This window comes from Nocardia asteroides (genome assembly GCF_900637185.1).
Taxonomy (GTDB): Bacteria; Actinomycetota; Actinomycetes; order Mycobacteriales; family Mycobacteriaceae; genus Nocardia; species Nocardia asteroides.
Genome location: NZ_LR134352.1, coordinates 4812988 through 4837627 on the forward strand (window position 1 = coordinate 4812988; position 24640 = coordinate 4837627).

At 73.0% G+C, this 24640-nt stretch carries 17 protein-coding genes; 9 read left to right on the forward strand and 8 right to left on the reverse strand.

What is annotated here, in order from left to right:
* On the reverse strand, positions 1-891 hold the full coding sequence (locus EL493_RS22495) for an NADP-dependent oxidoreductase (protein WP_019047594.1): 891 nt from the start codon (positions 889-891) through the stop codon (positions 1-3).
* Between the two features lie 66 nt (positions 892-957).
* Between EL493_RS22495 and EL493_RS22500 the strand changes: the two genes are divergently transcribed.
* From EL493_RS22500 to EL493_RS22510, 3 genes are all read left to right on the forward strand, one after another.
* Complete coding sequence (locus tag EL493_RS22500) at positions 958-1395, forward strand: winged helix-turn-helix transcriptional regulator (RefSeq protein ID WP_019047595.1); 438 nt, start codon at positions 958-960, stop codon at positions 1393-1395.
* A gap of 160 nt (positions 1396-1555) precedes the next feature.
* On the forward strand, positions 1556-2308 hold the full coding sequence (locus tag EL493_RS22505; protein ID WP_019047596.1) for a L,D-transpeptidase: 753 nt from the start codon (positions 1556-1558) through the stop codon (positions 2306-2308).
* A gap of 107 nt (positions 2309-2415) precedes the next feature.
* Positions 2416-3489, forward strand: a complete 1074-nt coding sequence (locus EL493_RS22510; protein ID WP_022566751.1) for a hypothetical protein — start codon at positions 2416-2418, stop codon at positions 3487-3489.
* Positions 3490-3517: 28 nt separating this feature from the next.
* Here EL493_RS22510 and EL493_RS22515 read toward each other — a convergent pair whose 3' ends face one another.
* Positions 3518-4369, reverse strand: coding sequence for a bifunctional 5,10-methylenetetrahydrofolate dehydrogenase/5,10-methenyltetrahydrofolate cyclohydrolase (locus tag EL493_RS22515; protein ID WP_019047598.1), 852 nt, complete (start codon positions 4367-4369; stop codon positions 3518-3520).
* A 170-nt stretch (positions 4370-4539) separates the two neighbouring features.
* Here EL493_RS22515 and EL493_RS22520 point away from each other — a divergent pair, with 170 nt between their 5' ends.
* Positions 4540-5412 (forward strand): YdcF family protein, encoded by an 873-nt coding sequence (locus tag EL493_RS22520; RefSeq protein ID WP_019047599.1) that lies wholly within the window; start codon positions 4540-4542, stop codon positions 5410-5412.
* A 45-nt stretch (positions 5413-5457) separates the two neighbouring features.
* On the forward strand, positions 5458-6258 hold the full coding sequence (locus EL493_RS22525; RefSeq protein ID WP_019047600.1) for a putative protein N(5)-glutamine methyltransferase: 801 nt from the start codon (positions 5458-5460) through the stop codon (positions 6256-6258).
* A 136-nt stretch (positions 6259-6394) separates the two neighbouring features.
* On the opposite strand, the gene EL493_RS22530 is transcribed toward EL493_RS22525, so the two are convergent.
* A complete protein-coding gene (locus tag EL493_RS22530; RefSeq protein WP_019047601.1) occupies positions 6395-7222 on the reverse strand; it encodes an SDR family NAD(P)-dependent oxidoreductase in 828 nt (275 codons plus the stop codon).
* Between the two features lie 33 nt (positions 7223-7255).
* Positions 7256-8830, reverse strand: a complete 1575-nt coding sequence (locus tag EL493_RS22535) for a succinic semialdehyde dehydrogenase (RefSeq protein WP_019047602.1) — start codon at positions 8828-8830, stop codon at positions 7256-7258.
* A gap of 144 nt (positions 8831-8974) precedes the next feature.
* Here EL493_RS22535 and EL493_RS22540 point away from each other — a divergent pair, with 144 nt between their 5' ends.
* On the forward strand, positions 8975-9655 hold the full coding sequence (locus EL493_RS22540) for a TetR/AcrR family transcriptional regulator (protein WP_019047603.1): 681 nt from the start codon (positions 8975-8977) through the stop codon (positions 9653-9655).
* Positions 9656-9676: 21 nt separating this feature from the next.
* Here the strand turns inward: EL493_RS22540 and EL493_RS22545 are convergent, their stop codons facing one another.
* Positions 9677-10591, reverse strand: a complete 915-nt coding sequence (locus tag EL493_RS22545) for a DMT family transporter (RefSeq protein ID WP_022566750.1) — start codon at positions 10589-10591, stop codon at positions 9677-9679.
* A 261-nt stretch (positions 10592-10852) separates the two neighbouring features.
* On the opposite strand from EL493_RS22545, the gene EL493_RS22550 reads away from it, so the two are divergent.
* The 3 genes from EL493_RS22550 (at position 10853) to EL493_RS22565 (ending at position 15587) form a co-directional block, all read left to right on the forward strand.
* A complete protein-coding gene (locus tag EL493_RS22550) occupies positions 10853-11554 on the forward strand; it encodes a response regulator transcription factor (protein ID WP_019047605.1) in 702 nt (233 codons plus the stop codon).
* A complete protein-coding gene (locus EL493_RS22555) occupies positions 11551-12588 on the forward strand; it encodes a HAMP domain-containing sensor histidine kinase (RefSeq protein WP_019047606.1) in 1038 nt (345 codons plus the stop codon). Before EL493_RS22550 ends, EL493_RS22555 begins: the two co-directional genes overlap by 4 nt.
* Before the next feature lie 1736 nt (positions 12589-14324).
* On the forward strand, positions 14325-15587 hold the full coding sequence (locus tag EL493_RS22565) for a DUF4153 domain-containing protein (RefSeq protein ID WP_198041135.1): 1263 nt from the start codon (positions 14325-14327) through the stop codon (positions 15585-15587).
* Between the two features lie 3 nt (positions 15588-15590).
* Here the strand turns inward: EL493_RS22565 and EL493_RS22570 are convergent, their stop codons facing one another.
* The 3 genes from EL493_RS22570 to recC are packed head-to-tail and all read right to left on the reverse strand — an operon-like array spanning position 15591 to position 24567.
* Entirely contained in the window at positions 15591-17618 is a 2028-nt protein-coding gene (locus EL493_RS22570) for an AAA family ATPase (RefSeq protein ID WP_019047608.1), read from the reverse strand.
* Entirely contained in the window at positions 17615-20980 is a 3366-nt protein-coding gene (locus EL493_RS22575) for a UvrD-helicase domain-containing protein (RefSeq protein WP_019047609.1), read from the reverse strand. The genes EL493_RS22570 and EL493_RS22575 overlap by 4 nt, the downstream gene beginning before the upstream one ends.
* On the reverse strand, positions 20977-24567 hold the full coding sequence (gene recC / locus EL493_RS22580; protein ID WP_019047610.1) for an exodeoxyribonuclease V subunit gamma: 3591 nt from the start codon (positions 24565-24567) through the stop codon (positions 20977-20979). Before recC ends, EL493_RS22575 begins: the two co-directional genes overlap by 4 nt.
* Between the last annotated feature and the right edge of the window lie 73 nt (positions 24568-24640).

Sequence of the window (24640 nt, forward strand, 5' to 3'; positions counted from 1 at the left end):
TCACACCGCGGTCAGCACGATCTTGCCGCGCACCCCGCCCGCCTCGCCGAGCCGATGCGCCGCGGCGAGTTCGGCCAGCGGCAGGACGGCCGCAATGTGCACGGCCAGATCGCCGCGGGCGACGGTGGCGGCGAGCTCGGTCAGCGCCCTCGTCGCCGGCGCCACCCGGAACCGGGTCACCCGCGCGTCCGGGTGGATGTCCGGGCCCTCGGCGGCGATCACCCGCCCGGCCGGGCTCAGCACCCGCAGCGATCGGTCGGTGGTGTCGTCGCCGATCAGTTCCAGCACCAGGTCGATGTCACGCACGCCGCTGGTGAAATCCGCTGTGCGGTAGTCGATCAGCTCCGCGGCGCCGAGGGCGCGCAACGCGCCATGATGCTCGGCCCGGGCGGTGCCTGCGACCCAGGCTCCGCGCCGCGCCGCGAGCTGGACCGCCAGATGCCCGACACCGCCCGCGGCCCCGTGAATCAGCACCCGCTCCCCCGCGCGCACCGACGACAGCGTCTGCCAGGCGGTGAGCCCGGCCACCGGCAGCGCCGCCGCCACCACCGGATCGAGGGAATCCGGCACCGGAGCGAGCCGATCCTGGTGGGCCACCACGTATTCGGCGTTCGCACCGCCGAACACGATGCCGTACACCGCGTCGCCGACCGCGAACCGGTGCGCGGCGTCGCCGCGCTCGACGACGACACCCGACACATCCAGTCCCAGGACGAGCGGCGGTGGCCCCAGGGTGCGGTTGTGGCCGCTGCGCAGCTTGCGGTCGGCGGCGTTCACGCTTGTCGCCAGCACGCGCAGCAACACCTCCCCCGGCCCGGGTTCGGGGCGCGGCACCTCCACCCGTTCGAACACGTCCGGTCCACCGATTGCCGTCTGCGCGATCTGCCACATGCGTTCCAGTCTGGGCGCCGTGGTATCTCCGGGGAAGTAGGCACCTTTCCGATACCGTGGTACCTCATGGATACTGTCCCGACGCCCGGCGACCGTGACGGCTCGGTCGAGGCCTTCCTGCGCGACTGCCCGGCCCGGCAGCTACTGGCCGTGCTCGCCGACAAGTGGGTACTGCTGGTCTTGGGAACGCTGCGGGCGGCCCAGGGTCCGGTGCGGTTCAACGAGCTGCGCAGGCGGCTCGACGGCATCACCCAGAAGATGCTCACCAAAACCCTGCGTGACCTGGAACGCGACGGGCTCGTGCGGCGCACCGTGTACCCGACGGTGCCGCCGCGGGTCGAGTACGCCATCACCCCGCTCGGCACCGACCTCGGCCGGATCAGCCACGCCATGGGCGCCTGGGTGGTCCGGCATCAGCACGAGATCACCGCGGCCAGAGCCGAATTCGACGCCGCGCGGGCGGTCGCGCCGGTCCCGCTGCCCGGGCCGGGCCGGCTCGGCTGAACCGGTATCGATGTGGGATCGATTTCCAGGGCGCATGACCTGCACGAACACAAGACGACACTCCGATGGGCCCGTCGGCCGTTATCACTTCGATAGGTCTAGTTGATCATGGCGGCCTAGACTTGGAATCCGCCTACGAGTGACTGAAGGGGTGGCGTTTATGAAGAACGCACTTCGTTTCCTGTTCGTCGCGACCATGGCGGCACTCCTCGCCGCGTTCTGGTCCGGAGCCGCGTCGGCGGCCCTGATCGGCACAACCCCGACCGCGACGGTCACCGCGATCTCCCCGGCGAACGGACAGCTCGTCGGCGTCGCGGCGCCGGTCACGTTCACCTTCGCCGCCCCGGTCACCGACCGCGCGGCCGCCGAGCGCACCGCGACGATCCGCTCGACCGAGGCGCTGCCCGGCACCTTCGCCTGGGTGAACAACACCGAGCTGCGCTGGACGCCGTCGGCGAATCTGCCCGCCAGCGCACCGATCTCGGTGCAGTTCGGCAATCTGCGCACCGAGTTCCAGACCAACGGCGGCGTGTACGCCGAGGCGAACCTGTCGGCGCACACCTTCACCGTCAGCATCGGCGGCCAGGTGGTGCGGAACATGCCCGCCTCGATGGGCAAGCCCGGTTTCGAAACGCCGACGGGCAATTTCACCGTGCTGGAGAAGTTCCGCTCGGTGGTGTTCGACTCGCGCACGATCGGCATTCCGCTCGACGACCCCGAGGGTTACATCATCGACGGTGAATGGGCCGAGCGCCTCACCTGGGGTGGCGTTTTCGTGCACTCGGCACCGTGGTCGGTGGACTCGCAGGGTTATGCCAATGTCAGCCACGGCTGCATCAATCTCTCCCCCGACGACGCGGCCTGGTACTACGAGAATGTCGGGATCGGTGACCCGGTCTACATTCACTGGTGAGTAATTCCCTCGTGGCATTCGCCGATCCCACCGTCAGCGCAGTATCGTGCCCGTAACGAAATCGTTGTGGGACGAACTGACGGCGACAGCCTGATGAAGGTGGGGCGATGGATCGACCGGATGCGCACAGACCGATCGGGGCACGGCAGCAGGACCCGGGATCGGCCGGTGTGCCGTTCACCGCTGCCGGATCCCGGCGCCCCGGTCGCGATCTGGGTGCGCCGCGCCCCCGCCGGCTGACCGAGCAATCCGGTCCGCAACCGGTCACCGGACCGCGCCATCGCATCGCCGGTGGTCCGACGACGCCCGCGGGCATCCCGGTGATCTCCCTGTCCGCGGTCCACGCCACCGAGCCCGAGGCGCGGCCCGCGCCGCTGCGCAGTCTCGCCCCCGCGGACAACTACGCCACCGATCGGCTGCCCATCGTCGGCGGACCGTTCGATCCCGGTGCGCGCCACGCCCTTCCGGAACCGGACAACGGCCCCAGCACCGACAAACTGCCGATCATCACCCCCGACACGCGCGCCCCCGTGGTTGCGGGCACCTGGGCCGACTGGGTCGCGGCCACGGCGGAACCCGAGCGCCCGGCCCCCGACTACGGCGGCGACGACGAGGTCTTCGCGCGGATGATCGACCGATCCCGGCGCCGCCGTCGTCCGCCGCGGTGGGCCGCGCCGCTGGCCGCGTCGGTGGCGGGCGCGCTGCTGATCGGCGGCGGCTACTACCAGTTGCGAGGTCCGGCACCGGAGTCCGCGGCCGCGAGCACGCCGATCGAGCCCGCGCCGGCGAGCGCGGTACCGGTCGCCGGGAGCTGCCCGCCCGAACAGGTCGGCAGCAAGATCCAGGGCAACGGGCCGGGCGGCACCGAGAACGGCGTCGCCGCGATCCTGGCCTTCCAGCACGCGTATTACGTGGCGCGCTCTGGTGATCAGGCCAGGACACTCGTCTCCGGTGACGCCGCGCTCCCCTCGGGCACCGCGATCCAGGCCGGGATCGACACGATTCCGGTGGGCACCACGCACTGCCTGTCGATCACGCCCGCCGCGTTCGCCGGTCAGTACTTCGTGGTGATCACCGAGTTCCGGCCCGATTCCGCGCCGATCATCTACAACCCGCAGCTGGTGGGCACCGCCAAGGTGGGCGGCAAGTATCTGATCACCTCGATCGGGCCGGTCCGCTAGACCCGATCGAGGACGGCGGGTAACCCGCTCAGGCGCGGGCCTTCTCGGCCGCGACGACCACGTGGCGCATCAGCAGCGCGGTGGTGACCGGGCCGACGCCGCCGGGGACCGGGCTCAGCGCCGCGGCCTTGCCCTGCACCGAGGCCGCGTCCACGTCGCCCACGATGCCGCCGTCGGCGGCCTCGTTGGTGCCCACGTCGATCACCACGGCGCCGTCGGCGATGTGCTTGCCGGTGACCAGCCCGATCCGGCCCGCGGCCGCGACCACGATCTCGGCGGGGGTGGTCACCGCGGCCAGATCGGCGGTACGCGAATGCGCGACGGTCACCGTCGCGTTCCTGGCCAGCAGCAGCTGCGCGAGCGGCTTGCCGACGATGTTGGACCGGCCGACGACGGTCACCGGGCGGCCCTCCAGCGCGATGCCATGGTGCGCGAGCAGTTCCACGACCGCCTCGGAGGTGGCGGGCACGAAACCGTCCAGGCCGGCGGCGAGCAGACCCAGTGACAGCGGGCTGACACCGTCGACGTCCTTGTGCGCGGCGATCGCCGAACTCACGTCGTCGAGGCTGACGCCCGCGGGCAGCGGCGTCTGCAGCATGATCGCGTCGGTGGCCGGGTCGGCGCTGCGCGCGGTGAGCTCGGCGCGGATCGCCTCGGCGCTCGCGTCGGCGCCCAGATCGATGCGCTCGCAAGCGATTCCGAGGCGTTCGGCGGCCTTGCGCAGCGAGTTCACGTACCAGGCGCTGGCCGGGTCGTCGTTGGCGACGATCAGCGCCAGCGTGGGCGCGGTGCCCGCGGCGGTGAGCGCGGCGGCGCGCTCCTTCGTGTCGGCGTTGATGGCGGCGGCGAGTTCCTTGCCGGTCAGCGAAGCGGTATCCACGGTGCATCAGCTTATCCGCCGCAACCCGCGGCGCCGACCACCGGGCGGCGACGCGCGGAAGGTCGTCGGGGTGCTCGGCGCCGGGGCGGCCCGGCCGTAGGGTGTCGGCAGCTCTGCCACCAGCTCTGCCAGCACGTACCGAACCGTTCGCGGGAAGGGTGTCGACTGTCGTGAAGTTCTCGAGGCATTGGAAACAGCTGGCCGCCGCGGCCGCCGCGGTAGCCGCGGTCACCTCCGCCGGTGTCGCCCCCGCCGCCGCGGAAGCGGACGTGACGGCGCTGTACAACTCCGCTCAGCGGCATTTCACCGACGGTGACGACGCCGCGGGGCGCGCCGATCTGCGCGCCCTCATCGCCGCCGACCCCAACGATGTCGACGCACTGGCCCTGCAGGCCATCTGGTCGCACTACGCGGGCGACCCCGCCGCGGTCGGCGAGGCGATGGCGCGGCTCGGCGCGATCGACGGCGGCATGGCGGCGGGCACCTCGAATGTGTTGCGCGCGGTCACCGCGGCGGCCTCGACCCTGCCCAATCCCCTGCCCGCGCTGATCGGCCCGCAGACCGGCATCGTGGTGCTGGGCTACGGCCTGCTGCCCGACGGCGCGCTGCGCCCCGAGCTGGAGAACCGGCTCACCGCGGCCTGGTTGCAGGCGGTCGCCGCGCCGTTCTCGCCGGTGGTGGTCACCGGCGGCAACCCGCAGAACGGGGTGTCCGAGGCGGAGGCGATGCGGCGCTGGCTGGTCGGGCGCGGATTGCCGAACGAGCGCATCCATGTGGAGGATCGGGCCGGTTCCACGGTGCAGAACGCGCTGTTCAGCACCCGGCTGCTGCGCGATATCGGCGCGACCAGCGCGGTCGTGGTGACCTCGCCGAACCACATCCGGCGCGCGGTCGCCGATTTCCTGGTGGCCGGTACGAACGTGGTGGGCGCGATGACCTCGCTCGAGCAGCTGGTCTCCCAGCTGCCGCCGCCCGCGCGCATCGCCCAGCGCGGCATCTACCTGGACGCGACCCGCACGTTCGAGCTCGACACCGCGCGCTGAGCCCGCCGCGGGAAAACCGGTTGCCCGGCACGGGACAATCGCTGCATGACTGTTTCCGCCCCCACCGCGGTGATCGGCGCGCTCCGTGCCGCGGGCTGCGTGTTCGCCGAGGACGAGGCCGCCCTGCTGGTCGAGGCCGCCGCCGGGGACGCCGACCGCCTCGCGGGCCTGGTCGCCGAGCGGGTCGCGGGCACGCCGCTGGAGTATCTGCTGGGCTGGGTGGAGTTCCGTGGGCTGCGCGTCGGTGTGCGGCCCGGGGTGTTCGTGCCCCGGCAGCGCACCGCGTTCCTCGTCGAGCGGGCGGTGGCCGGGGTCGCGCCGGGTGCGGCGCAGGTGTGTGTCGTCGACCTGTGTTGCGGCTGTGGGGCACTCGGGCTCGCGGCGGCCACCGAGCTCGGCGCGCGGGGACACGACGTGGAACTCGCGGCCGCCGACATCGATCCGGTGGCGGTGGCGTGCGCGCGGGCGAACCTCGCGCCGCTGCACGCGCCCGTCTTCGGCGGTGATCTCTTCGACGCGCTGCCGGGTGATCTGCGCGGACGGATCGACGTGCTGCTGGCGAACACACCGTATGTGCCCAGCGACCGGGTGGCCGACATGCCGCCGGAGGCCCGCGAGCACGAACCCCTGGTGGCCCTGGACGGCGGCGCCGACGGGCTCGACGTGTTCCGGCGGGTCGCGGCGGGGGCCGCGCGGTGGCTGGCGCCCGGCGGCACCGTGCTGGTGGAAACCTCAACGGGACAGGTCGAGAGCGCGTGCGCGATCCTGGCCGGGCACGGACTGGTGCCCCGCGTCGAGGAATCCGAGGAGTACTACGCCACCGTCGTGCTGGGGTCGCGACCGTGAAAGGTCGTCAGAGCCGGTCCCGCACCGGGTAGGTAGCCGACCGGACCCTCACGCACCCGTGTGTCGCGAGGCTGCGGACGGCGACGCCCCCGCCGTCGACCGCGAGCGCGGCCGGTCGGCGGGGCGTCGCCGGGGTCTACTTGCGACCGGTGAACTGATCCATCGAGTGGTACACGCCCACCGCGTTGAGATAGAAGTCGCGCACCTTCAGCGGCAGCAGGCCCGAGATCGCGCGGTTCATCCGCGAGGTCCACGGCAGCACCACCAGCGCGCCGCCCGCCTTCATCTCCGCCCACGAGGTCTCCACGACCTCGGTCTGCTCGAGGATCGGGGTGAACAGGAACCCCTTGGCGCCGTCGAACATGCCGGTGTTGATGTAGGTCGGGCAGACCGTGGTGACCTTGACGTGGTCGTGGCCGGCCTGCTCGAGCTCCAGGCGCACCGAATCCGACCAGCCCAGCGCCGCCCACTTCGACGCCGCGTAGACGGCCATGCGCGGGTTGGCGACCAGACCGGCCGAGGACGCGATGTTGAGCACCCGCGCCTGCCCGGCACCGGCGACCATGCCCGGCAGGAACTCCAGGGCCACGTACATCGGGGCCAGCGAGTTGATCGCCATGGTCTTGTCGATGTCGGCGCGGTTCTCGGTTTCCCAGAAGTAGGTGTTACCGCGCACGATCCCGGCGTTGTTGACCAGGATGTCGATGCCGCCGATCTCCTTGCGCACGGCCTCGGCCGCCTCGCGGATGGAGTCCTGTGAGGACACGTCGACCACGTGCGAGTGCACCTTGCCGCCCAGGGCGGTCAGCTGGGCGGCGGTCTCGCGCAACGCGAGTTCGTTGACATCCCACAGCACCACCGCGTCGGCGCCCTCACGGACCGCCGTCTCGGCGAACAGCCTGCCCAGGCCCATGGCGGCGCCGGTGACCAGCACCCGCTTACCCGCGACCGTCTCGAGCTTCATGTAATACCTACCCCTGCTTCGTTTTTCGCTGCGCTACTTCTGGCGCAGCGTCTTCATGACGCCGAAGACCAGCGTCATGGTCTTGGCCCACATCTGCTCGGACATGCCGGGCAGCGGCGCGATCGGCAGCACCCGCTGGACCGCGATGGTCTGGGTGTCGACGTACTTGAGCAGGCCCTCGGGGCCGTGCCGACGGCCCTGGCCCGAGATGCCCAGGCCACCCGACGGCGCGTCCACGCTGCCCCAGGCGGCGATGAAGCCCTCGTTGACGTTCACCGATCCGGCGTTGATCCGGGCCGCCACGGCCTTGCCGCGCTCCTCGTCCTTGCTCCACACGCTGGCGTTGAGGCCGTAGGCGGTGTCGTTGGCGGCTTCGATCGCGTCCTCGTCGGAGTCGACCTTGTACACCGACACGACCGGGCCGAAGGTCTCCTCGCGGTAGACCGTCATGCCCTCGCGCACGTCGGCCAGCACGGTGGGCTCGTAGAAGTACGGGCCGAGGTCGGGCCGGGCGCGGCCGCCGGCGAGCACCTTGGCGCCCTTGGCGACGGCGTCGTCGACGTGCGCGCTGACGGTGTCGAGCTGGCGCTGGAAGGTCAGCGAGCCCATGTCCTTGCTGTAGTCGAGCTCGCCGCCCAGCGACATGTTCTTGACGTTGCCGACGAACTCGGCGACGAACTGGTCGTAGACCGAGGCGTCGACGTAGATGCGTTCCATCGACTCGCACAGCTGACCGGCCGAGGAGTAGCAGGCGCGCACGGCCAGCTTGGCGGCCTTGGAGACGTCGGCGTCGGCCAGCACCAGCAGCGGGTTCTTGCCGCCGAGCTCGAGCGAGTAACCGATCAGGCGCTCGCCCGCCTGCTGGGCGATGGTGCGGCCGGTGGCGCTGGAGCCGGTGTAGTCGACGTAGTCGGCGCGGGCGATCACGTCGCCGCCGATCTCGCGGCCACGGCCGAGCACGGCCTGCCACAGCCCGCGCGGCAGGCCCGCGCGCTCGGCGGCGTCGATGGCCCACAGCGCCGACAGCGCGGTCTGGTTGTCCGGACGCGCGATCACCGCGTTACCGGCGACCAGCGCGGGCAACGCGTCGGAGGCCGACAGCGCGAGCGGGTAGTTCCACGGCGAGATGACCGCGACGACGCCCTTGGGGCGGTTGCGGACCTCGACCGAGGTGAGCACCGGCAGCACGCCGCGCGGCTTGCGGTCGGCGAGCAGCTTGGGCGCGACCGCGGCGTAGTAGCGCGAGTTCAGCGCGACGTCGCCGACCTCGTCGAAGGCGTGCGGCCGGGACTTGCCGGTCTCGGTCTGCACGATGTCGAGGATGGTGTCCTGCTCGGCGAGCACGATGTCGTGGAAGCGGCGCAGGATCTCCACGCGCTGCTTGACCGGCACCTTGGCCCAGTCGCGCTGAGCGTGGCGGGCCACCTTGAAGGCACGTTCGATGTCGTCGACGGAGGACTGCGGCAGGTCGCCGATCTTGCGTCCGGTGGCCGGGGCGTAGACCGGTACCGACGGGGCGCCGCCCGCGACCGCACGGTCGAACAGGGGCTTGACCAGCGCGGTCGGCAGCGCGGTGGGTTCGGCGGTCAGCTCGGGGGCTGTCGTCATTGTCGGCCCTTCTCCTCAACAGATGGGTCGCGCGGTGCGATCGCGCAGGTTCGGCTATTTGCTGAACAGTAGTGTTAGATTAATGGTTGGAGCCGGTACCGTGTCAAGCTTTCCGCAGGCGTCGGGCGGTTGTGAGGAGGTGCGATGTCCGGTGATTCCGCCACGGTGCGCCGTGGACGTCCCCCGCAGACCAGGGCACAGGCCGACGAGGTCAGGGCCAGGATCGTGGACGCGACCGCAGCGGTGTTCGCCCGCAACGGCTCGCGCGGGCTGAGCGTCGCCCAGATCATCGAGCAGGCCGGCCTGGCCAGGCCCACCTTCTACCGCTATTTCGGCAATGCCTCCGAGCCGCTGCACGTGGTGCTGACCGCGTCCAACGACGGCCTGGTGGGCGGGATCAGGGAGGCGCTGAGCGGGACCGACGAGCCGGTCCAGCTGGGGATCCGGCTGATCGACGCCTATGTGGACTGGGCGCGCGGGCACGGCCCGATGCTGCGTCCGCTCTTCGCCGAACTGCACGACCCCGGCTCCCCCGTCTCGGCCTATCGCGAACGCGCCCTCGACGACATCCGTGATCTGGTCCGCAAGACGTTCGAGGAGCTGGGCCGCCCGGTGCCCGCGCCGCTGGACATGGACGCGGCGCTGCACGTGTGCGAGTACATCGTCTACCGGCTCACCGCCGACGCCGAGCCGGGTAGCGATCCCGACCCGGCGCTGGCCTCCGAAGCCCGCATCACCATGATCCGCGTCCTGCTGGTCACCCTCGGCACCCGCGACGACCTGGCCTACGCCATGGAACTGCCTGGCCTGTTCCCGGACGCCTGATCGCCTCGCCCACTGCGTGTTTCAGCCTGGCTCGACCGGTGCGCGGTCGTCGATCGTCGCGGTACGGATCAGCGCGGCGGCCAGCAGCCCCGCGCCGGTCCAGGCCACGGGAGTGAGGCGTTCGCCGAGGAACACGACGGCGAGCAGGGTGGCGGTGAGGGGTTCCAGCAACGTGAGCAGCGCGGCGGTGGCGGCACCCGCGGCGGGCAGGCCGTGGAAGAACAGACCGTAGGCGAGGGCGGTGGGCGCCAGACCGAGGACGGTGACCGCGAGCAGATTCGCCGGGGTCGGGGCGATCGTGAGGCCGGTCGTGGCGGCGGGGACGGCGAGCAGGGCGGCGCCGGCCAGGAATCCGTAACCCGTGGCGGTCACCGGGTCGAGGCCGGGGACCGGTCGCGCGGTGACGAGGGTGACCGCGGCGAACGCGCAGGCCGCGACGAGGGCGAGCACCGCACCGGCGAGCAGACCCGTCGCGTCGGCACCCGGTACCCCGACCAGCACGGCCAGCCCGGTGAGTGCCAGGGCGAGGGTCCCCGCGCGACGCCGGTCCAGCGGCCTGCGGCCGGTGACATGGTCGGCCGAAGCGACGACGACGGGCGCGGCACCGATCGTCACCAGGGTCGCGAGCACCACCGACGACGTGGCGACCGCGGCGAAGTAGCAGGTCTGGAACACCGCGGCGAGCGCGCCGACGGCACCGATACGCCGCCAGGCGGCGCGCCCACGCGGGAGTGCGCGCCGCACGAGCAGCGACACGAGCACCAGGATCACGCCGCCGACGGCGAGCCGGTAGGCGGCGACACCGATCGGCACCAGCCCGGTGCGGTCTCGCACCAGGGCACCCAGCAATCCGCCGGTGCCCCACAGCACCCCGGCTACGACGAGCGGAACGAGCCCGCGACGGGCAGGCGTGGACACGGAAAGGGAAACAGACATCAGGGAATTCGCTCCTGCGACAGAGGGAAGGAGGTCGCGGAAACGAGGTGCGCACAGCGGGTCAGGGCACGCGCCATCGACTACCGAGCGGGGCCGTCACCACCTCATCGCGGGCGGTACGGCTACTCGGTGCACCTCGCTCAGGAGGCGGGCGGCGGCGTGGAGCGGAAACGCTGAGGCACCCGGCCATGGTATCGACCGCACACAGAATCTCCACACTTGGCGCCGGTTCCCTCCACACCCGCTCGCTAGGGTCTGACCATGGAATTCAGTGGGGGCGGGACCGCGGCACCCGCGCGGCGGATCCTCGTCGTCGACGACGAGGTGACCATCGCGGAGTCGGTCGCGGCGCGGTTGCGGGCCGAGGGCTACACCGTGGAGGTGGCGCACGACGGTCCCGGCGCGGTCGCCGCGGCGGCCGCGTCCGAACCGGATCTGGTGGTGCTCGATGTGATGCTGCCCGGTTTCGACGGGCTCGAGGTGTGCCGGCGTATTCAGGCCGAGCGGCATGTCCCGGTGCTCATGCTCACCGCGCGGACCGACGAGACCGATCAGCTCGTCGGCCTCGGCGTCGGCGCCGACGACTATCTGACCAAACCGTTCTCGATGCGGGTGCTGGCCGCCCGCGTGCACGCGCTGCTGCGCCGGGTGGAGCGGGCCGCCGAGCGCGGCGACAACGCCATCGTGGTCGGTGACCTGCGGATCGATCTCGACGAGCGGCGGGTCTGGCGCGGCAGCACCGAGGCCAGGCTGACGCCGCTCGAATTCGATCTGCTCACCCGGCTGGCGCAGCGGCCGCGGGCGGTACTGGCCAGGGAACGGCTGCTCGAGGACATCTGGGACTGGTCCGACGCCGCGGGGACCCGCGCGGTCGACAGTCACATCAAGGCGTTGCGCCGCAAGCTCGGCGCCGATCTGATCCGCACCGTGCACGGTGTCGGTTACGCCCTGGACGCGCGATGACGGCCACCGACGCGACCCCGACCCTGCTGGACCGGGTCGCCGACCGGCTGCCGCGGCCACTGGACCCGCTGCGCTCGATCAAGCTGAAACTGGCTGTGCTGATGGTGTGTTCGGGCGCGGTCGCGTTCGCCTACTTCTGGTTCCGGATCGGCTGGCTGCCGACCTTCACCACTCTCACCGCCATGATCATCGCGCTGGTGACCTCGCAGTTCCTCGCGCACGGCATCACCAGGCCGCTGCGGGAGATGACCGCGGCGGCGCGGCGGATGGCGCACGGCGACTACAGCTTCCGGGTGCGAGCCACCTCGCGCGACGAGGTGGGTCAGCTCGCGACGGCGTTCAACCAGATGGCGGCCGACCTGGCCGCCGCCGACCGGCAGCGCCGCGATCTCATCGCCAATGTCTCGCACGAGCTGCGGACGCCGGTGACGGCGTTGCACGCGGTGCTGGAGAACATCGTCGACGGGGTGAGCGACCCCGATCCGGCGACTCTGCGGACGGCGCTGGCGCAGACCGAACGGCTGGGTCTACTCGTCTCCGAACTGCTCGACCTGTCCAGCATCGAGGCGGGCGCATTCACCCTCGATCGCGAACACTGTCCTGTCGCCCCGCTGCTGGCGGAGGTGATCGCCGAAGCCGAGGTGATGACGGCCGCGCTCGGCCGTGGCGTCCGCTTCACGACCGCGATCGACCCGGCGGCCGCCACGGTGTTCGCCGACCGCGCCCGCCTGCACCAGGTGCTGTTCAACCTGCTCGACAACGCGGCCCGGCACGGTCCCGCCGGCGGCGAGGTGCGCGTCCACGCGCACGCGACGCCGCACGCGACCGTCCTCGAGATCGCCGACGACGGCCCCGGCATTCCGGAGGCCGACCGCGCCACCGTCTTCGACCGATTCACCCGGGGCGGCCGCACCGACGGCGGCGGCACCGGCCTCGGCCTCGCCATCGCCCGCTGGGTGGTCGACCTGCACGGCGGCACCATCGCCGTCGCCGGCCCCGGCTCCCGCATCCGCGTCGTCCTTCCCACGGACTGACCCGCCCCACACCCGACACCCACCATCCCGGACCGCCACGGTCCCGGGACGATCCCGCACATCCCTGGAGGGGACCCATGCCCGAGGAAACCACGACACCGCAGGAACCCACCCCGCCACCCGCCTCCGGCGACGCCCTATCCACCGGCGCCGAAAGTGCCGCCACCACAGCGATCCCCGCGGCCGTGGACGGCACGAACCCCGGCGACACCGGCCACAGCGAGCCCGGCGGTAGTGGCTGCACAAGCAGCGGCGACAGTGGTGCCATCAGCAGTGGTGCCACCAGCAGCGGCAGCGGCAGCAGCAGCGCCAGCAGCACCGGCAGCAGCAGCACCGGCAGCAGCAGCAGCAGCGGCAGCGGCAGCAGCAGCAGCGGCAGCAGCAGCGGCAGCGGCAGCGGCAGCAGCGGCGGCAGCGGCAGCAGCGGCGGCAGCGACAGCAGCGGCAGCAGCGGCAGCAGCGGCGGCAGCGGCAGCAGCAGCGGCGGCAGCGACAGCAGCGACAGCAGCGACAGCAGCGACAGCAGCGACAGCAGCAGCAGCAGCAGCAGCGGCAGCACCGGCAGCAGCAGCGACAGCAGCGGCACCGGCAGCGCCAGCGCCAGCGGCGGCGGCGCCAGCGCCAGCGGCAGCAGCAGCAGCGGAGCACCAACGACCACCGGCGCCGCGACCACCGGCACGAGTCTGCTCGACGCACGAACAGGGGCCGGTCCTGCAACGAAAGCAGTTGCGGCGCAGGTTGAAACATCGCCCGCGCCGTGGACGGCGGGCTGGCAGGCCGCAGCCGCCACCACTCCCCCGATGCAGCCCATGCCGAAGCTGCCCCCACCCGCACCCCGGGCCACTCCGTACTGGGAACGTGTCGCCCGTCCCGCCGGCGTCCTCCCGGCCGCCGCGATCACCGGCGTCATCGGCGCCACCGTCATCCCGATCGACCGCCCCGGCATCGGCTGGCTCCTCGCCGGCACCGTCCTGACCGGAGCCCTGTGCGCCGTCGACTACCGCGCACGCTCCCGCGCTTCCGCCGAAGCGACCCCGAATCCCGCTGCCGCACAGACGTCCTCGGCGTCGCCGAACAACCCTACTCCCCCGGTCGCCGGGGACCTGTCTGCCACGGCGGGCCCTGCGGACGCGCCGCCTCACCGAACACCATCGACCGAACACTCAACGCCCACCACCGAACACAGCTCGGCATCAGATGCGGCCGAAACCACGGCCGAAGCGAACCAACCCTCGTCGCCCGAACCTGAAGCGGCCCAGACCCACCGGGCCACGGGTGCGGCCGACGCGTCCTCGATCACACCGCCCGATCGGTCCGCCGAGTCCGACTCAACCGAGTCGACTCCGACCGGTGGCGCCGCGCAGCCCAGCGCGACCAGCACTGCTGCGGCATCTCAGCAGACCACCGGCAGCCGGCCGACCGTTGCCGGCTCGACACCCGATGTGGCACAGACCCACCGGGCCCAGGCGCCGTCCGTCGAATCCTCGAACGAACGGCCCGATCAGGCCACCGGGCCGGCCCGGTCCGCACCGCCTCGTGACGGCGCCCGACCCGGCTCCGCGCAGCGCACGCCGACCAGTGGCGGCACGCGCTCCGGCCTGCCGCACTCCACGGCGACCATCGCTGCGGTGCACGCAGGCTCCGCGAACGCCGCATCGACGGGTGGCGTTGTACAAGTCGGCTCCGAGCAGGCTTCCTCGGCCGACCGGGGAGCGGCGGGGCGGGTTCCGTCGGCAGTGAATGCTGCTGCGGGACAAAGCGAGTCCGCGGCCGAGGCCGAGCGCCCCGCCACCGTGCGGGATCGGGTGTGGTGGGCGGCGGCCGCGCTGGTCCTGCTCGGGGTGGGGACGTTCCGGGCGGCCGGGTGGTTGTTCGTGTTGTGTGTGCTGGCGGCCGGGGTGGCCGGGTCGCTGGCGGTGCTGGGGCGGGCGACGCGGCGGGGATTGCTGCACGATGTGGCGGCGGTGCCGGTGGCGGTGTTCGGTGCGGTGCCATGGGCGTTCGCGGGGCTGCGGCCGGGCAAGGCGGCGGATTCGTCGACGGTGCGCCGCTACGGGGCGTCGGTGGCGGTGACGGCGGCGCTGCTGGTGGTGTTCGTGCCGCTGCTGGGTGGGGCGGACGCCACGTTCGCCGAATTGCTGAGCGGGTTGGTGCCCTCGGTGGACGCGGCGACGGCCTGGCAGTGGATCCTGCTGTTCGGGGTGGTCGCGGCGGGCGCGCTCGGCGCGCTGTATCTGCTGGCCGGGCCACCGGCGCCCGCCACCGCCGTCGCCCGTCCGGCGCGGACCTGGGCGCGCGGTGAGTGGATGCTGCCGGTCGGCGCGCTGACCGTGCTGTTCGCCGCGTTCGTCGGCGCCCAGTTCGTCGCCCTGTTCGGCGGCGACGACTACGTGCAGCGCACCGCGGGCCTGACCTACGCGGAGTACGCGCGCAGCGGTTTCTGGCAGCTGTCGGCGGTGAGCATCCTGACCCTGGCGGTGATCCTCGCGGTGCTGCGCTGGGCCGCCCAGGACAGCGCGGCCGACCGGCGCTGGTTGCGGATCCTGCTCTCGGCGGTGAGCGTGCTGGCCCTGGTGATCGTCGGGTCGGCGCTGGCCCGGATGTGGACCTACCAGCAGGCCTACGGGTTCACCGTGCTGCGGCTGCTGGTGGAGGTGTGCGAGCTGTGGGTGGGCCTGGTGTACGTGCTGGTGCTGGTCGCCATCGCCCGGTTGCGGTGGAGCTGGGTGCCGCGCGCCGCGGTCGGCACCGCGCTGGCGACGCTGGTCGCGCTGGCGCTGCTGAATCCGGAACACCTTGTCGCCGAACGCAATGTCGATCGCTGGGAGCACGGCAAGCGGCTCGACACCGGGTACCTGAGCCGGTTGTCGCCCGACATCCTGCCCGCGCTGACCGGCCTGCCACCCGAACTGCGCCTGGAGATCGAGGAACCGATCCACGCCGAACTCGACGACGACGCCTGGTGGTCGTGGAACCTGTCGCGCAGCGCGGCCCGCTGACGGCTAGACCGGGGTGTTCCGGGACAGTCCGCTGGCCCGGAGCACCCGCCGTCCGATGGCGGCGCGAATGGACTCCTCGGTGCCGATGATCCGCACATGGGTGCGGGCGCGGGTGATGGCGGTGTAGAGCAATTCCCTGGTGAGCAGCGTGGATTCGGGTTCGGGCAGCACCACCGAGACGGTGTCGTACTGGCTGCCCTGGCTGCGGTGGATGGTCATCGCGAACACCGTGACCACGGCCGGGAACTGGGTCGGATGCACCAGGTACGGTTCGCTGCCGCGCTGCAGCGCCGCCCGCAGCGAACCGTCGGGACGGCGGACGATGACGCCGGTGTCGCCGTTGTAGATGCGCGCCTCGTGATCGTTGGCGGTGACCAGCAGCGGCTGGCCGGGATACCAGACCGCTTGCGGCCCTTCGGGTCCCGCGCCCCCGGCGGCGGCCCAGTCGGCGGCCAGCCGGTCCCAGCGCTCCACGCCGAACGGGCCCTGGCGATGCGCGCAGAGCAGCCGGTGCGATTCGAGGGCGGTGAGCGCGCCGACCGCGTCGCCCGCGTCGGCGGCGGTGGTGACCGCCAGGGCCGCGGCGGTCACGTCCGCGCGGACCGCGGCGGTGTCGTCGGGATCGCACAGCGACACATCGCCGCCGCCCGCGCGCAGGATCCGCAGCGCCGCGTCGGCGTCACCGGCGCGCACCGCGACGGCCAGGTCGGCAATCCGGCCGCCGAACCGCCTGCCCCGGGTCAACCGGACGATCCCACCGCGCAGCCGGCGCAGTTCCAGCGCGCTCAGCGAATCCGAATCCGACTGCCCTCCCGGGTAATCCGCCGAAGACTCGGTGCCGCCACCGAGTCCCGTCGCGTCACCGGTCCGCCCGTGGAGGTCAGGCGTCTCGCCTCTGTGATCCCCTGGCCCTACGCCGGCGGTCGCCGACCCCGCCCGCGCCGCGAAGGCGGGGTCGGCCGGAAGCAGTTCGCGCAGTGCCGGATTCGGCGCACCGCCGATCGGCCCCGCGACCAGATCCGCCAGCACCGCGCCGGCGTCGACGGAGGCCAGCTGGTCGGGGTCGCCCACCAGGACGAGGCGGGTGTCCGGGCGCAAGGCCGAGAACAGGTGGCTCATCATGGTCAGCGAGACCATCGAGGTCTCGTCGACCACCACCACGTCGTAGGGCAGCCGGTTGTGCGCGTGATGGCGGAAACGGGTGGTGCGCCCCCGCTGCCAGCCGAGCAGCCGGTGCAGGGTGGACGCGGTCAGCTCGGGCAAGCCGAGTTCGGCGGCCTGGTCGCGCACCGCCTCCTGCAACCGCGCGGCCGCCTTGCCGGTGGGCGCGGCCAGCGCGATCCGCAGCGCGGGCAGCTTCGGGCTGGCCCGGCGGTGCGCGGTGAGCAGCGCGAGGATGCGCGCGATCGTGTGGGTCTTGCCGGTGCCGGGTCCACCGGCCACCACGGTGGTCCAGTGCGTGGCGGCCAGCGCGGCCGCGAGCCGCTGCCGGTCGGGTCCCGCGCCGAGCGGGTCGGCGAAGAGGCGGTCGAGTTCGGCGCGGACCAGGGCGGTGTCGATCTCCGGGTGATCGGCGCTACGCTCGGTGAGCACCCGCCGCAGGGTCTGTTCCTGCTGGTAGTAGCGGTCCAGGTAGAGCAGCGCGCCACCCTCGGCGTCGGCCTCCACGATGCGCAGCGGCCGCAGCGGACCAGCCTGGCCACCCTGGATCAGCGGACTGCGCCGCAACCCGTCCAGCACCCGGTCCAGGTCCGGCCACGGCAGGCTCGCCGGGTCGATCCCCGTCGCGGTGTCGCGGGTTTCGTCGGCGTCGATGCCGATCTCGCGCATCCGCGCCAGCTCCAGGCACACCGAGCCCGAGCGCACGGCGCGCACCGCCAGCGCGGCGGCGAACAGTACGTCTTCGCTGTCCTCGCGGCCCATCCGGCCGAGCCGCACCGCGACGTGCACGTCGGCGGCGGAGAGCACGCCCGCCTCGTTGAACACCCGCAGCAGCCCGGTGCCCCGCTGCGCCACCTGGATCGCGGTCATCGTGGTCCCCCTGCCAGCAGATCCGACAGCGCGACGACGAGTTCGGCGGGCGGACGCCAGTCGAAGACACCGTGCCCGGGCGGGGTGTCCGCGCCGATCATGCCGCGCACGAACAGATAGCGGGCGCCGCCGAGGTGACGGGCGGGGTCGTAGCCGGGCAGCCGCCAGCGCAGGTAGCGGTGCAGCGCGACCGCGTAGAGCAGCGCCTGCAGCGGATAGTGCGACCGGATCATCTCGGCCACCATGTGCTCGCGCCGGTAGTGCTCGACGGTGAGGTCGCCGGTGCCGAGGCGGTTGGTCTTGTAATCGACGATCAGGTAGCGGTGCTCCCCGCTCCCGTCGGGCACCCGCAGGACGGCATCGATGCTGCCGGTGAGGTAGCCGCGCAGGACCGTGTCGGGCAGGGCGGCGAGGTGGTCGGCGTAGCTGGACAGCACATCGTCGGCGGGCAGGTGGGTGCGTAGCAGGCCGGCGACGGCGTGGATGCCCGCGGCGTGCGTGCCCGGGGTGTCACCGCCGCCCAGCGGCAGCTCGAATTCCAGCTCGGGCAGCCGGTCCCGGCCGGCGATGCCGGCCAGCGACCCGAAATCGGCCGGGGTGCGCAGGACTTCGAGCAGGGCGGTGGACAGCAGGTCGACGTCGAGTTCGGCCATGGTGTGCTCGACCGCTTCGACGCACCGGGCGTGGACCTCGACCGCCAGGTCGGGCGCCGAGGTGTCGACCGCTTCCAGCACGCCGTGCACCAGGGTGCCGAATTCCGCGCCGTAGGGCAGGCCGTTCATCAGCGACGGCGCGCCCGTGCCCCCGACGGGGGCGTCCAGCGGCGCTTCGGCCGGTTCGTCGTCGGGCCCTGGTCCGTCCTCGGGTTCCTCCGCGGTCACTCCGGTCGCGTCGTGGGCGCCCGCGGTGAGGGCCGAGTACGAGGTGCGGCGCCACTGCTGGTCGAGCACCCGGGCGAAGTGGGCGGCGGCCAGCTCCCCGGTGGGCAGTTCGGTGCGGACGCGGCGCGGTTCCACGTCGTCGGGACGGTCGACGGCGGTCACCGAGATCACCTCGGCGGCCGGGGCGGCCCACTCGGTGATGCGTTGCACGGCAGCGGTATCGGCGGGGATCTCGGCGCGGCGCGGTACCTGCGCGGAACCGGGTCTGCGGCCGAGCAGCATCCGGTGCAGGGGCGCGGCGCCGGTGGTGACCGCCGGCGCCCACCAGGCCACCACCTGGCACATGGCCCGGGTCAGCGCGACATAGAGCAGCCGCAGTTCCTCGCCGGATTCCTCGGCCTCGCACCGCAATTGGCGTTCGCTGTAGCCGGGCGCCTCCTTGCCGCCGATATCGAGGACGCGGGCGCCGGCGTCGTCGTGGAACAGCAGCGTCGCCGGATAGGGGTTCTTGGCGCTGTCCCACGCGAACGGCAGGTAGACGAGCGGGAATTCGAGCCCCTTGCTGGCGTGCACCGTGGCGATCTGCACGGCGGCGGCGTCGCGGTCCAGGCGGCGGCTGCGGCCGCTGACGCTGCCCGCCTCCGGGTCGCGGACGCGGTCGGCCAGCCAGCGGGTGAGCGCGGTGAGCCCGAGGCCCTCGGCCACGGCGACTTCGTCGAGCAGCTGGGCCAGGTGACGCAGGTCGGTCAGTTCGCGTTCGCCGTTCTCCACCGCGAGCAGCCGCGGCGCGAGATCGGTCTCGGTGGCCAGCTTGTCGAACACGGCGGCGAACCCGGCCCGCCCGAACAGCCGGGCCGCCTCGCGCAGCTGCGTGGAGATCCGGCCCACCAGATCGGCGCCCCCGGTGTCGATCTCGGCGGCGGTGACACCGAGGATCGGCGTGCAGGCGGCCAGCCGGACCCGGTCGCCGCGATGCGGTTGTTCGAGCGCGCGCAGCACCCACAGCCAGTCGGTGGCGGCCACCGTGGCGAACACGCTGGTGCCGCCCGCCAGCACCGAGGCGACACCCACCCGGTCCAGGGCGGCGCGGATCACGTCGATCTGGGTGCGGGTGCGCACGAGGACCGCGATGTCGCCCGGTCCGATCGGCCTGCGCGGGCGGCCGTCGCCGACCTCGGTGAGCGGCCTGCCCGCGCCGCGTTCGGGCCCGGCCTCGATGGTGGCGCCGGATTCCAGCAGGGCCACGATGTCGGCGGCCAGATCGTCGGCGACCTTGGCACGCTGCCTGCCGACCGACGGGAAGCCCGACCGGTTGCGCGGTCCGGCGCCGGTGCGCGGCAGTACCCGCAGCCGCAGCGGTGTGACGATCGCGGGGTCACCGTGCAGCCGGGTGGCGGGCCGGGTCGGGGTGACCGGGTAGACGCTGATTTCCGGATGGCCCAGTTCCGCACCGCCGCACAGGTGGTCGAGCGCGCGCAGCAGCCCGGCGTCGCTGCGCCAGTTGCGGGTGAGTTCGCTGCGCCGGTCCGCCACAGCCACCGCGTCGAGGTAGCTGAGCACCTCGGCGCCGCGGAAGGCGTAGATGGCCTGTTTCGGGTCGCCGACCAGCACCAGGGTGGCGTGGTCGTGGAAGGCGCGGCGCAGGATGTCCCACTGCAGCGGGTCGGTGTCCTGGAACTCGTCGACCAGGGCCACCCGGTAGCGCTCCCGGATCCGCGCGCAGGCGCGGGCGCCGTGCTCGGGGTCGCTGAGGACCTCGTGCAGCAGCACCAGCAGGTCGTCGAAATCGCGCAGGCCCGCGCGGCGTTTGCGGCGTTCGGTCTCCGCGCGCACGGCGGTGGCGAAGGCGACCCGCTCGCCGGCGGCGCCGTCGGTGCGCGGAGCGAGTTCGGCGTGCCGGTCGTGCACGGCGGCCAGCGCGAGGGTGCGCGCCTCGCGCAGGGTGAACGGCGGGCGGTCGCGGGCGTAGCGGGCCAGGTAGAGGTCGTCGGCGACGGTGGCGACCAGCTCGTCGACCGATTCCACCAGCCGCGCGCCCGGATCGTGCTCCCCCGCCAGGCCGAGTTCGTCGAGCATCCGCTGGCAGAACGAGTGGGTGGTGGCGATGGTGCCCGCGTCGAAATCGGCCAGGGCGGTGAGCAATCGGTGCCTGCGCAGCCGCAGCGTCGCCGGGTCGGTGTCGGCCAGGGCGCGGACCAGCTCGTCCGGGTGGGCGCGCGCGACCTCCGGGTCGGCCAGCGCGGCGGCCACGGCGACGAAGCGGTCCCTGGTGCGTTCGCGCAGCTCCTGGGTAGCGGCGCGGCTGAAGGTGACCAGCAGCAGTTCGGTGATGCCGATGCCGGCCTCGGCGACGTAGCGCACGGCCAGCCCGACGATCGCGTGCGTCTTGCCGGTGCCCGCGCTCGCCTCGAGCACCGTGGTGCCCGCCGGGAGCGGACCGGTGGCGTCGAAGGCGGCGGGCGCAGCCACGGTCTCGGTCACGGTTGCCCCTGACTCTCGGCGGCCAGCAGCGGCGCCCACCAGCGGCGGGCGACGGCGCCGAAACGGGTGCTCTCCGGTTCCCCGGCCCGCGCGGCCGCCGCGGCGACACGGTCGAAGCGGGGCGCGCGGCCCCACACGTAGCGCAGGTAGCGGTCGGTGTGGTCGCCGAATTTGTCGGGGCCGTTGGGTCCGCCGTCGAAGGCGTGTTCGGCCGCGAGCAGGGCGTCGGCGACGCTGTCGCCGCGGAAGCGGCGTTCGGCGTAGGTGGCGGTGGCGGCGGGCGCGACCGGCAGCGGCTCGCACAGGCCCTCGTCGCGCAGCCGGACCAGATCACGCAGCACCGCCAGCGCGGCGGGCGCCTCCGGGGCGACGATCACCGAGCGGGCCACCGGCCTGCTGCGGAACTGCCCGCGTCCGGTGCTGATCGCGCGCCACGACCGGTCCTCGGTCGCGGCCAGCGCCAGCAGCGACACCCAGGCCGCCAGCCGGTGTTTGGGCGCCAGCCGCGAATACGTGGTGCGGACCAGGGTCTCCCCGCGCACCTCGGGGACGGTGCCGGCCAGGGTGCGGCCGTTGCCGAGGTCGATCGCGATGTCGACGGCTCGCGGCGCGGCCTCGTAGTCGGGCAGGGCGGTGCGCACGATGGTGTCGACGGTGCCTTCCACCTCGTCGAGCACCGCGGCGCCGAAAGCGAAGGGCGGCAAGGTTCCCCGCCGCCACTCGGCCGCGCGCAGGGCCGCGGGGTCGGCGCCGGTGAGCCGCGCGCTCAGCATCCGCTCGCCCAGGTCCCATTTGGCCAGACCGTCGAGTTCGATGGGCAGCTGCTCGGCGATGTCCTCGGCTTCCTCCGGCACCCGCAACCCGAGCCGCTGCCACAGGAACGCGCGCACCGGATGTTCGGCGAAGGCGATCAGTTCGGCCAACGCCACATCGGAGGGCGGAGCGGGTGCCAGTGGTTCGCTGAGCAGCGGCGGGCGCGGGCGCGCCGGGCGAGCGGCCGCGCGGGCGCCGGCGAGGGCGACGGTGTCGAAGCTGCGCGGGCGTTCGGACGCGAAATTGCGGCGGTCGAACGATTGCAGCGGGTGCCGCTGGTGGACCGCGCCCAGCGCGGCCGGACCGACGTGCGCGGCGAGGACGTCGAGCAGTTCGGCCACCGGGACCGCGGGCGGCCTGCTCGCGCCGGTGACGGGGTCGGCGCCGGTGTGCAGGATCAGCAGCTGGTCGCGGGCGGCCATGATCGCGTCGAGCAGCAGCTGCCGGTCCTCGCTGCGGGCGTCGCGCTCGCCGACCAGCGGGTCGCGGGCGAGCAGGTCGTCACCGTCGACCGAGCCGGGCCGCGGGAAGACGTCGTCGTCGAGGCCGAGCAGGATCACCACCCGGTGCGGCACCGAACGCATCGGCACCAGCGTGCACACCGTGAGTTCGCCGGTGCGGAAGTTGGCGCGGCCGGGCCCACCGGCGAGACGGCCGGTCAGCAGCACCGCGACATCGGCGAGCCGCAGCGGGGTGCTGCCCGCGTGTTCGGTGGCGGCCACGATCTCGCGGCGCGCCTCGGCCCGGATCCAGGACTGCGCGTCCGGCACGTCGGTGAGCAGATCCACCGCGCGCAGCAGCACCGCGGTCCACTCCGCCGCCGGGCGCGGTCCACGCAGGTCGCGCAGGCACACCGCGAGCCGGTCGACGAACTCGGCGAAGCGACCGGCCAGATCCACGTCGTTGGAGTCCACGTCGTCCAGCGGCAGCGCCAGATCCAGCCAGTCGTCACCGGACTCGTCGGCGGTGACGCCGAGCAGGATCCGGTCGACGGCCGCGTTCAGGGTGTTCTGCGCGAACTCGGCCAGCCCGAACGCCTCGCGCTGCCGCGACCCGATGCCCCAGCGGGCGCCGGATTCGGCGGCCCATTCGCGCAGCCGCTCGACGGCGTCGTCGTCGAAGCCGCAGCGGCGCCGCACGGTCTCGCTCGCCGCGAGTTCGAGCACCTGCGTCACCGTGACGCGACCGTCGGCCAGTTCCAGCAGCGCGATCACCACCGCCAGCATCGGGTTGGTCACCGCCCGGCCGCGATCGGCGAGCCGGACCCGCAACTGGTGCGCGGGGTGCTCGCCCTCGGCGGGCAGGTCGACGGCGCCGGTCCCGCGCTGCCCGAAGGCCGCGCGCACGAGCGGCGCGTAGGCCTCGACGTCCGGGCACATGACCAGGACGTCGCGCGGTTGCAGGGTGGGGTCGGCGGCGAAGGTGGTCAGCAGGAGATCGCGCAGGACCTCGACCTGGCGGGCCGGGCCGTGGCAGGCGTGGATCTCGACGGTGCCGTCGGCGACCGCGCCCGCGGCGGGCACCCGATCGTCCCGGAGAGCGGACTGCACGGCGCCGAGCAGACTGCCGGGCAGTGGGGTGCCGGACAGGTGGGTCTCGCTGTGCAGCAACGGATTCAGTCGATGCTGGAGTTCACGGACGTCGCGAGCCAGGCCGGCCAGCAGCGGATGCCGGACCAGGTCGGCGCTGTCGTCCGCCGATCGGGGCATCGTCGCCCCCCGCTCCCCGCGCACTGCCTCGGCGATGTCCGGAAGCACGGCAGCCGCCGACTGCTCGTCCGCGCGATCGTGCGTACTCCCGGTCATCCCCGAGTGCTGGTCCGCACGATCGGTCGCGAACGCGGCCGCCCCCGGCCGGGAGTCCACACGATCGGTCGCGAGCGCCGCCGCCCCCGACAGGTGGTCCGTGCGATCGGTCGCCGACTGATGGTCCCCGCGATCGGTGTCGTCGCTCCGGGCACCGGTGTCACCCGCGTGCTCGTCACGCGACGCCGCGGACAGGGCCGTCCACATCGCCGGGCTGGGGTGGGCCAGCCACAGGTGCACGTCGCGGTGTTCGGCCAGCGCGGTGAGCACGGCGAGCTGGTCGGCGGGCAGCCGGGTGAGGCCGAACAGCGACAGCCGCGCAGGCAGGTCGACGGAGTCCGGCTCGGCCCGCAGTCGCGCGCAGGCCGCGGTGAGCCGCTCGGCCGGGCTCGGCGATCCGATCGCCGCGCGCAGGGCCCGCCACAGCTGCGGCTGCCAGGCCAGGTCCGCGGGGACCGGTCCGCCCGCGCCGTCGGTGTCGGCACCGGCCGCCCAGTCCAGTAGCAATCGGGGCCGCTGTGCGGTATAAGACTCGAACAGCGCGGCCAGGTGCGCGGCGGTGGCATAGCGCCGCCCGATCCGGTGGCCCGCGCCGGGCAGCCCGAGATGACGCGCCAGCACCGCCGCCCACGGCTGGTCCACGACCTCGTCGAGCACGCGCAGCAGGGTCCACACCACCCGCTGCCCCGCCCACGGATCGTCGGCGGGCGCCACGCCGGTCGCCGCGGCCAGCACTTCCGCGACCAGCGCCGCGGGTGCGGGGAACGCGATATTGGCGGCGATTCCGTCGCCGGTTCCCGCCACGCCGAGCACCCCCGACAGCCGCTGCGCCAGCCAGCGTTCGATCCCCTTCGCCGGCACCGCCACCACCTCGGCGGCGAACGGATCGGCCTGCGGCGCCGCGAGCACCGTTCCCAATCCGTCGGCCAGCGCGTCGGCGCGTTCGGCGCGATGGAGATGCAGCGGCATCCGTCGTTTATACGCCCAGCGACCGACCCGCAATCGCGCGGCCCCGCCGAGGTGACCGCGCAGGGCTAGTGAA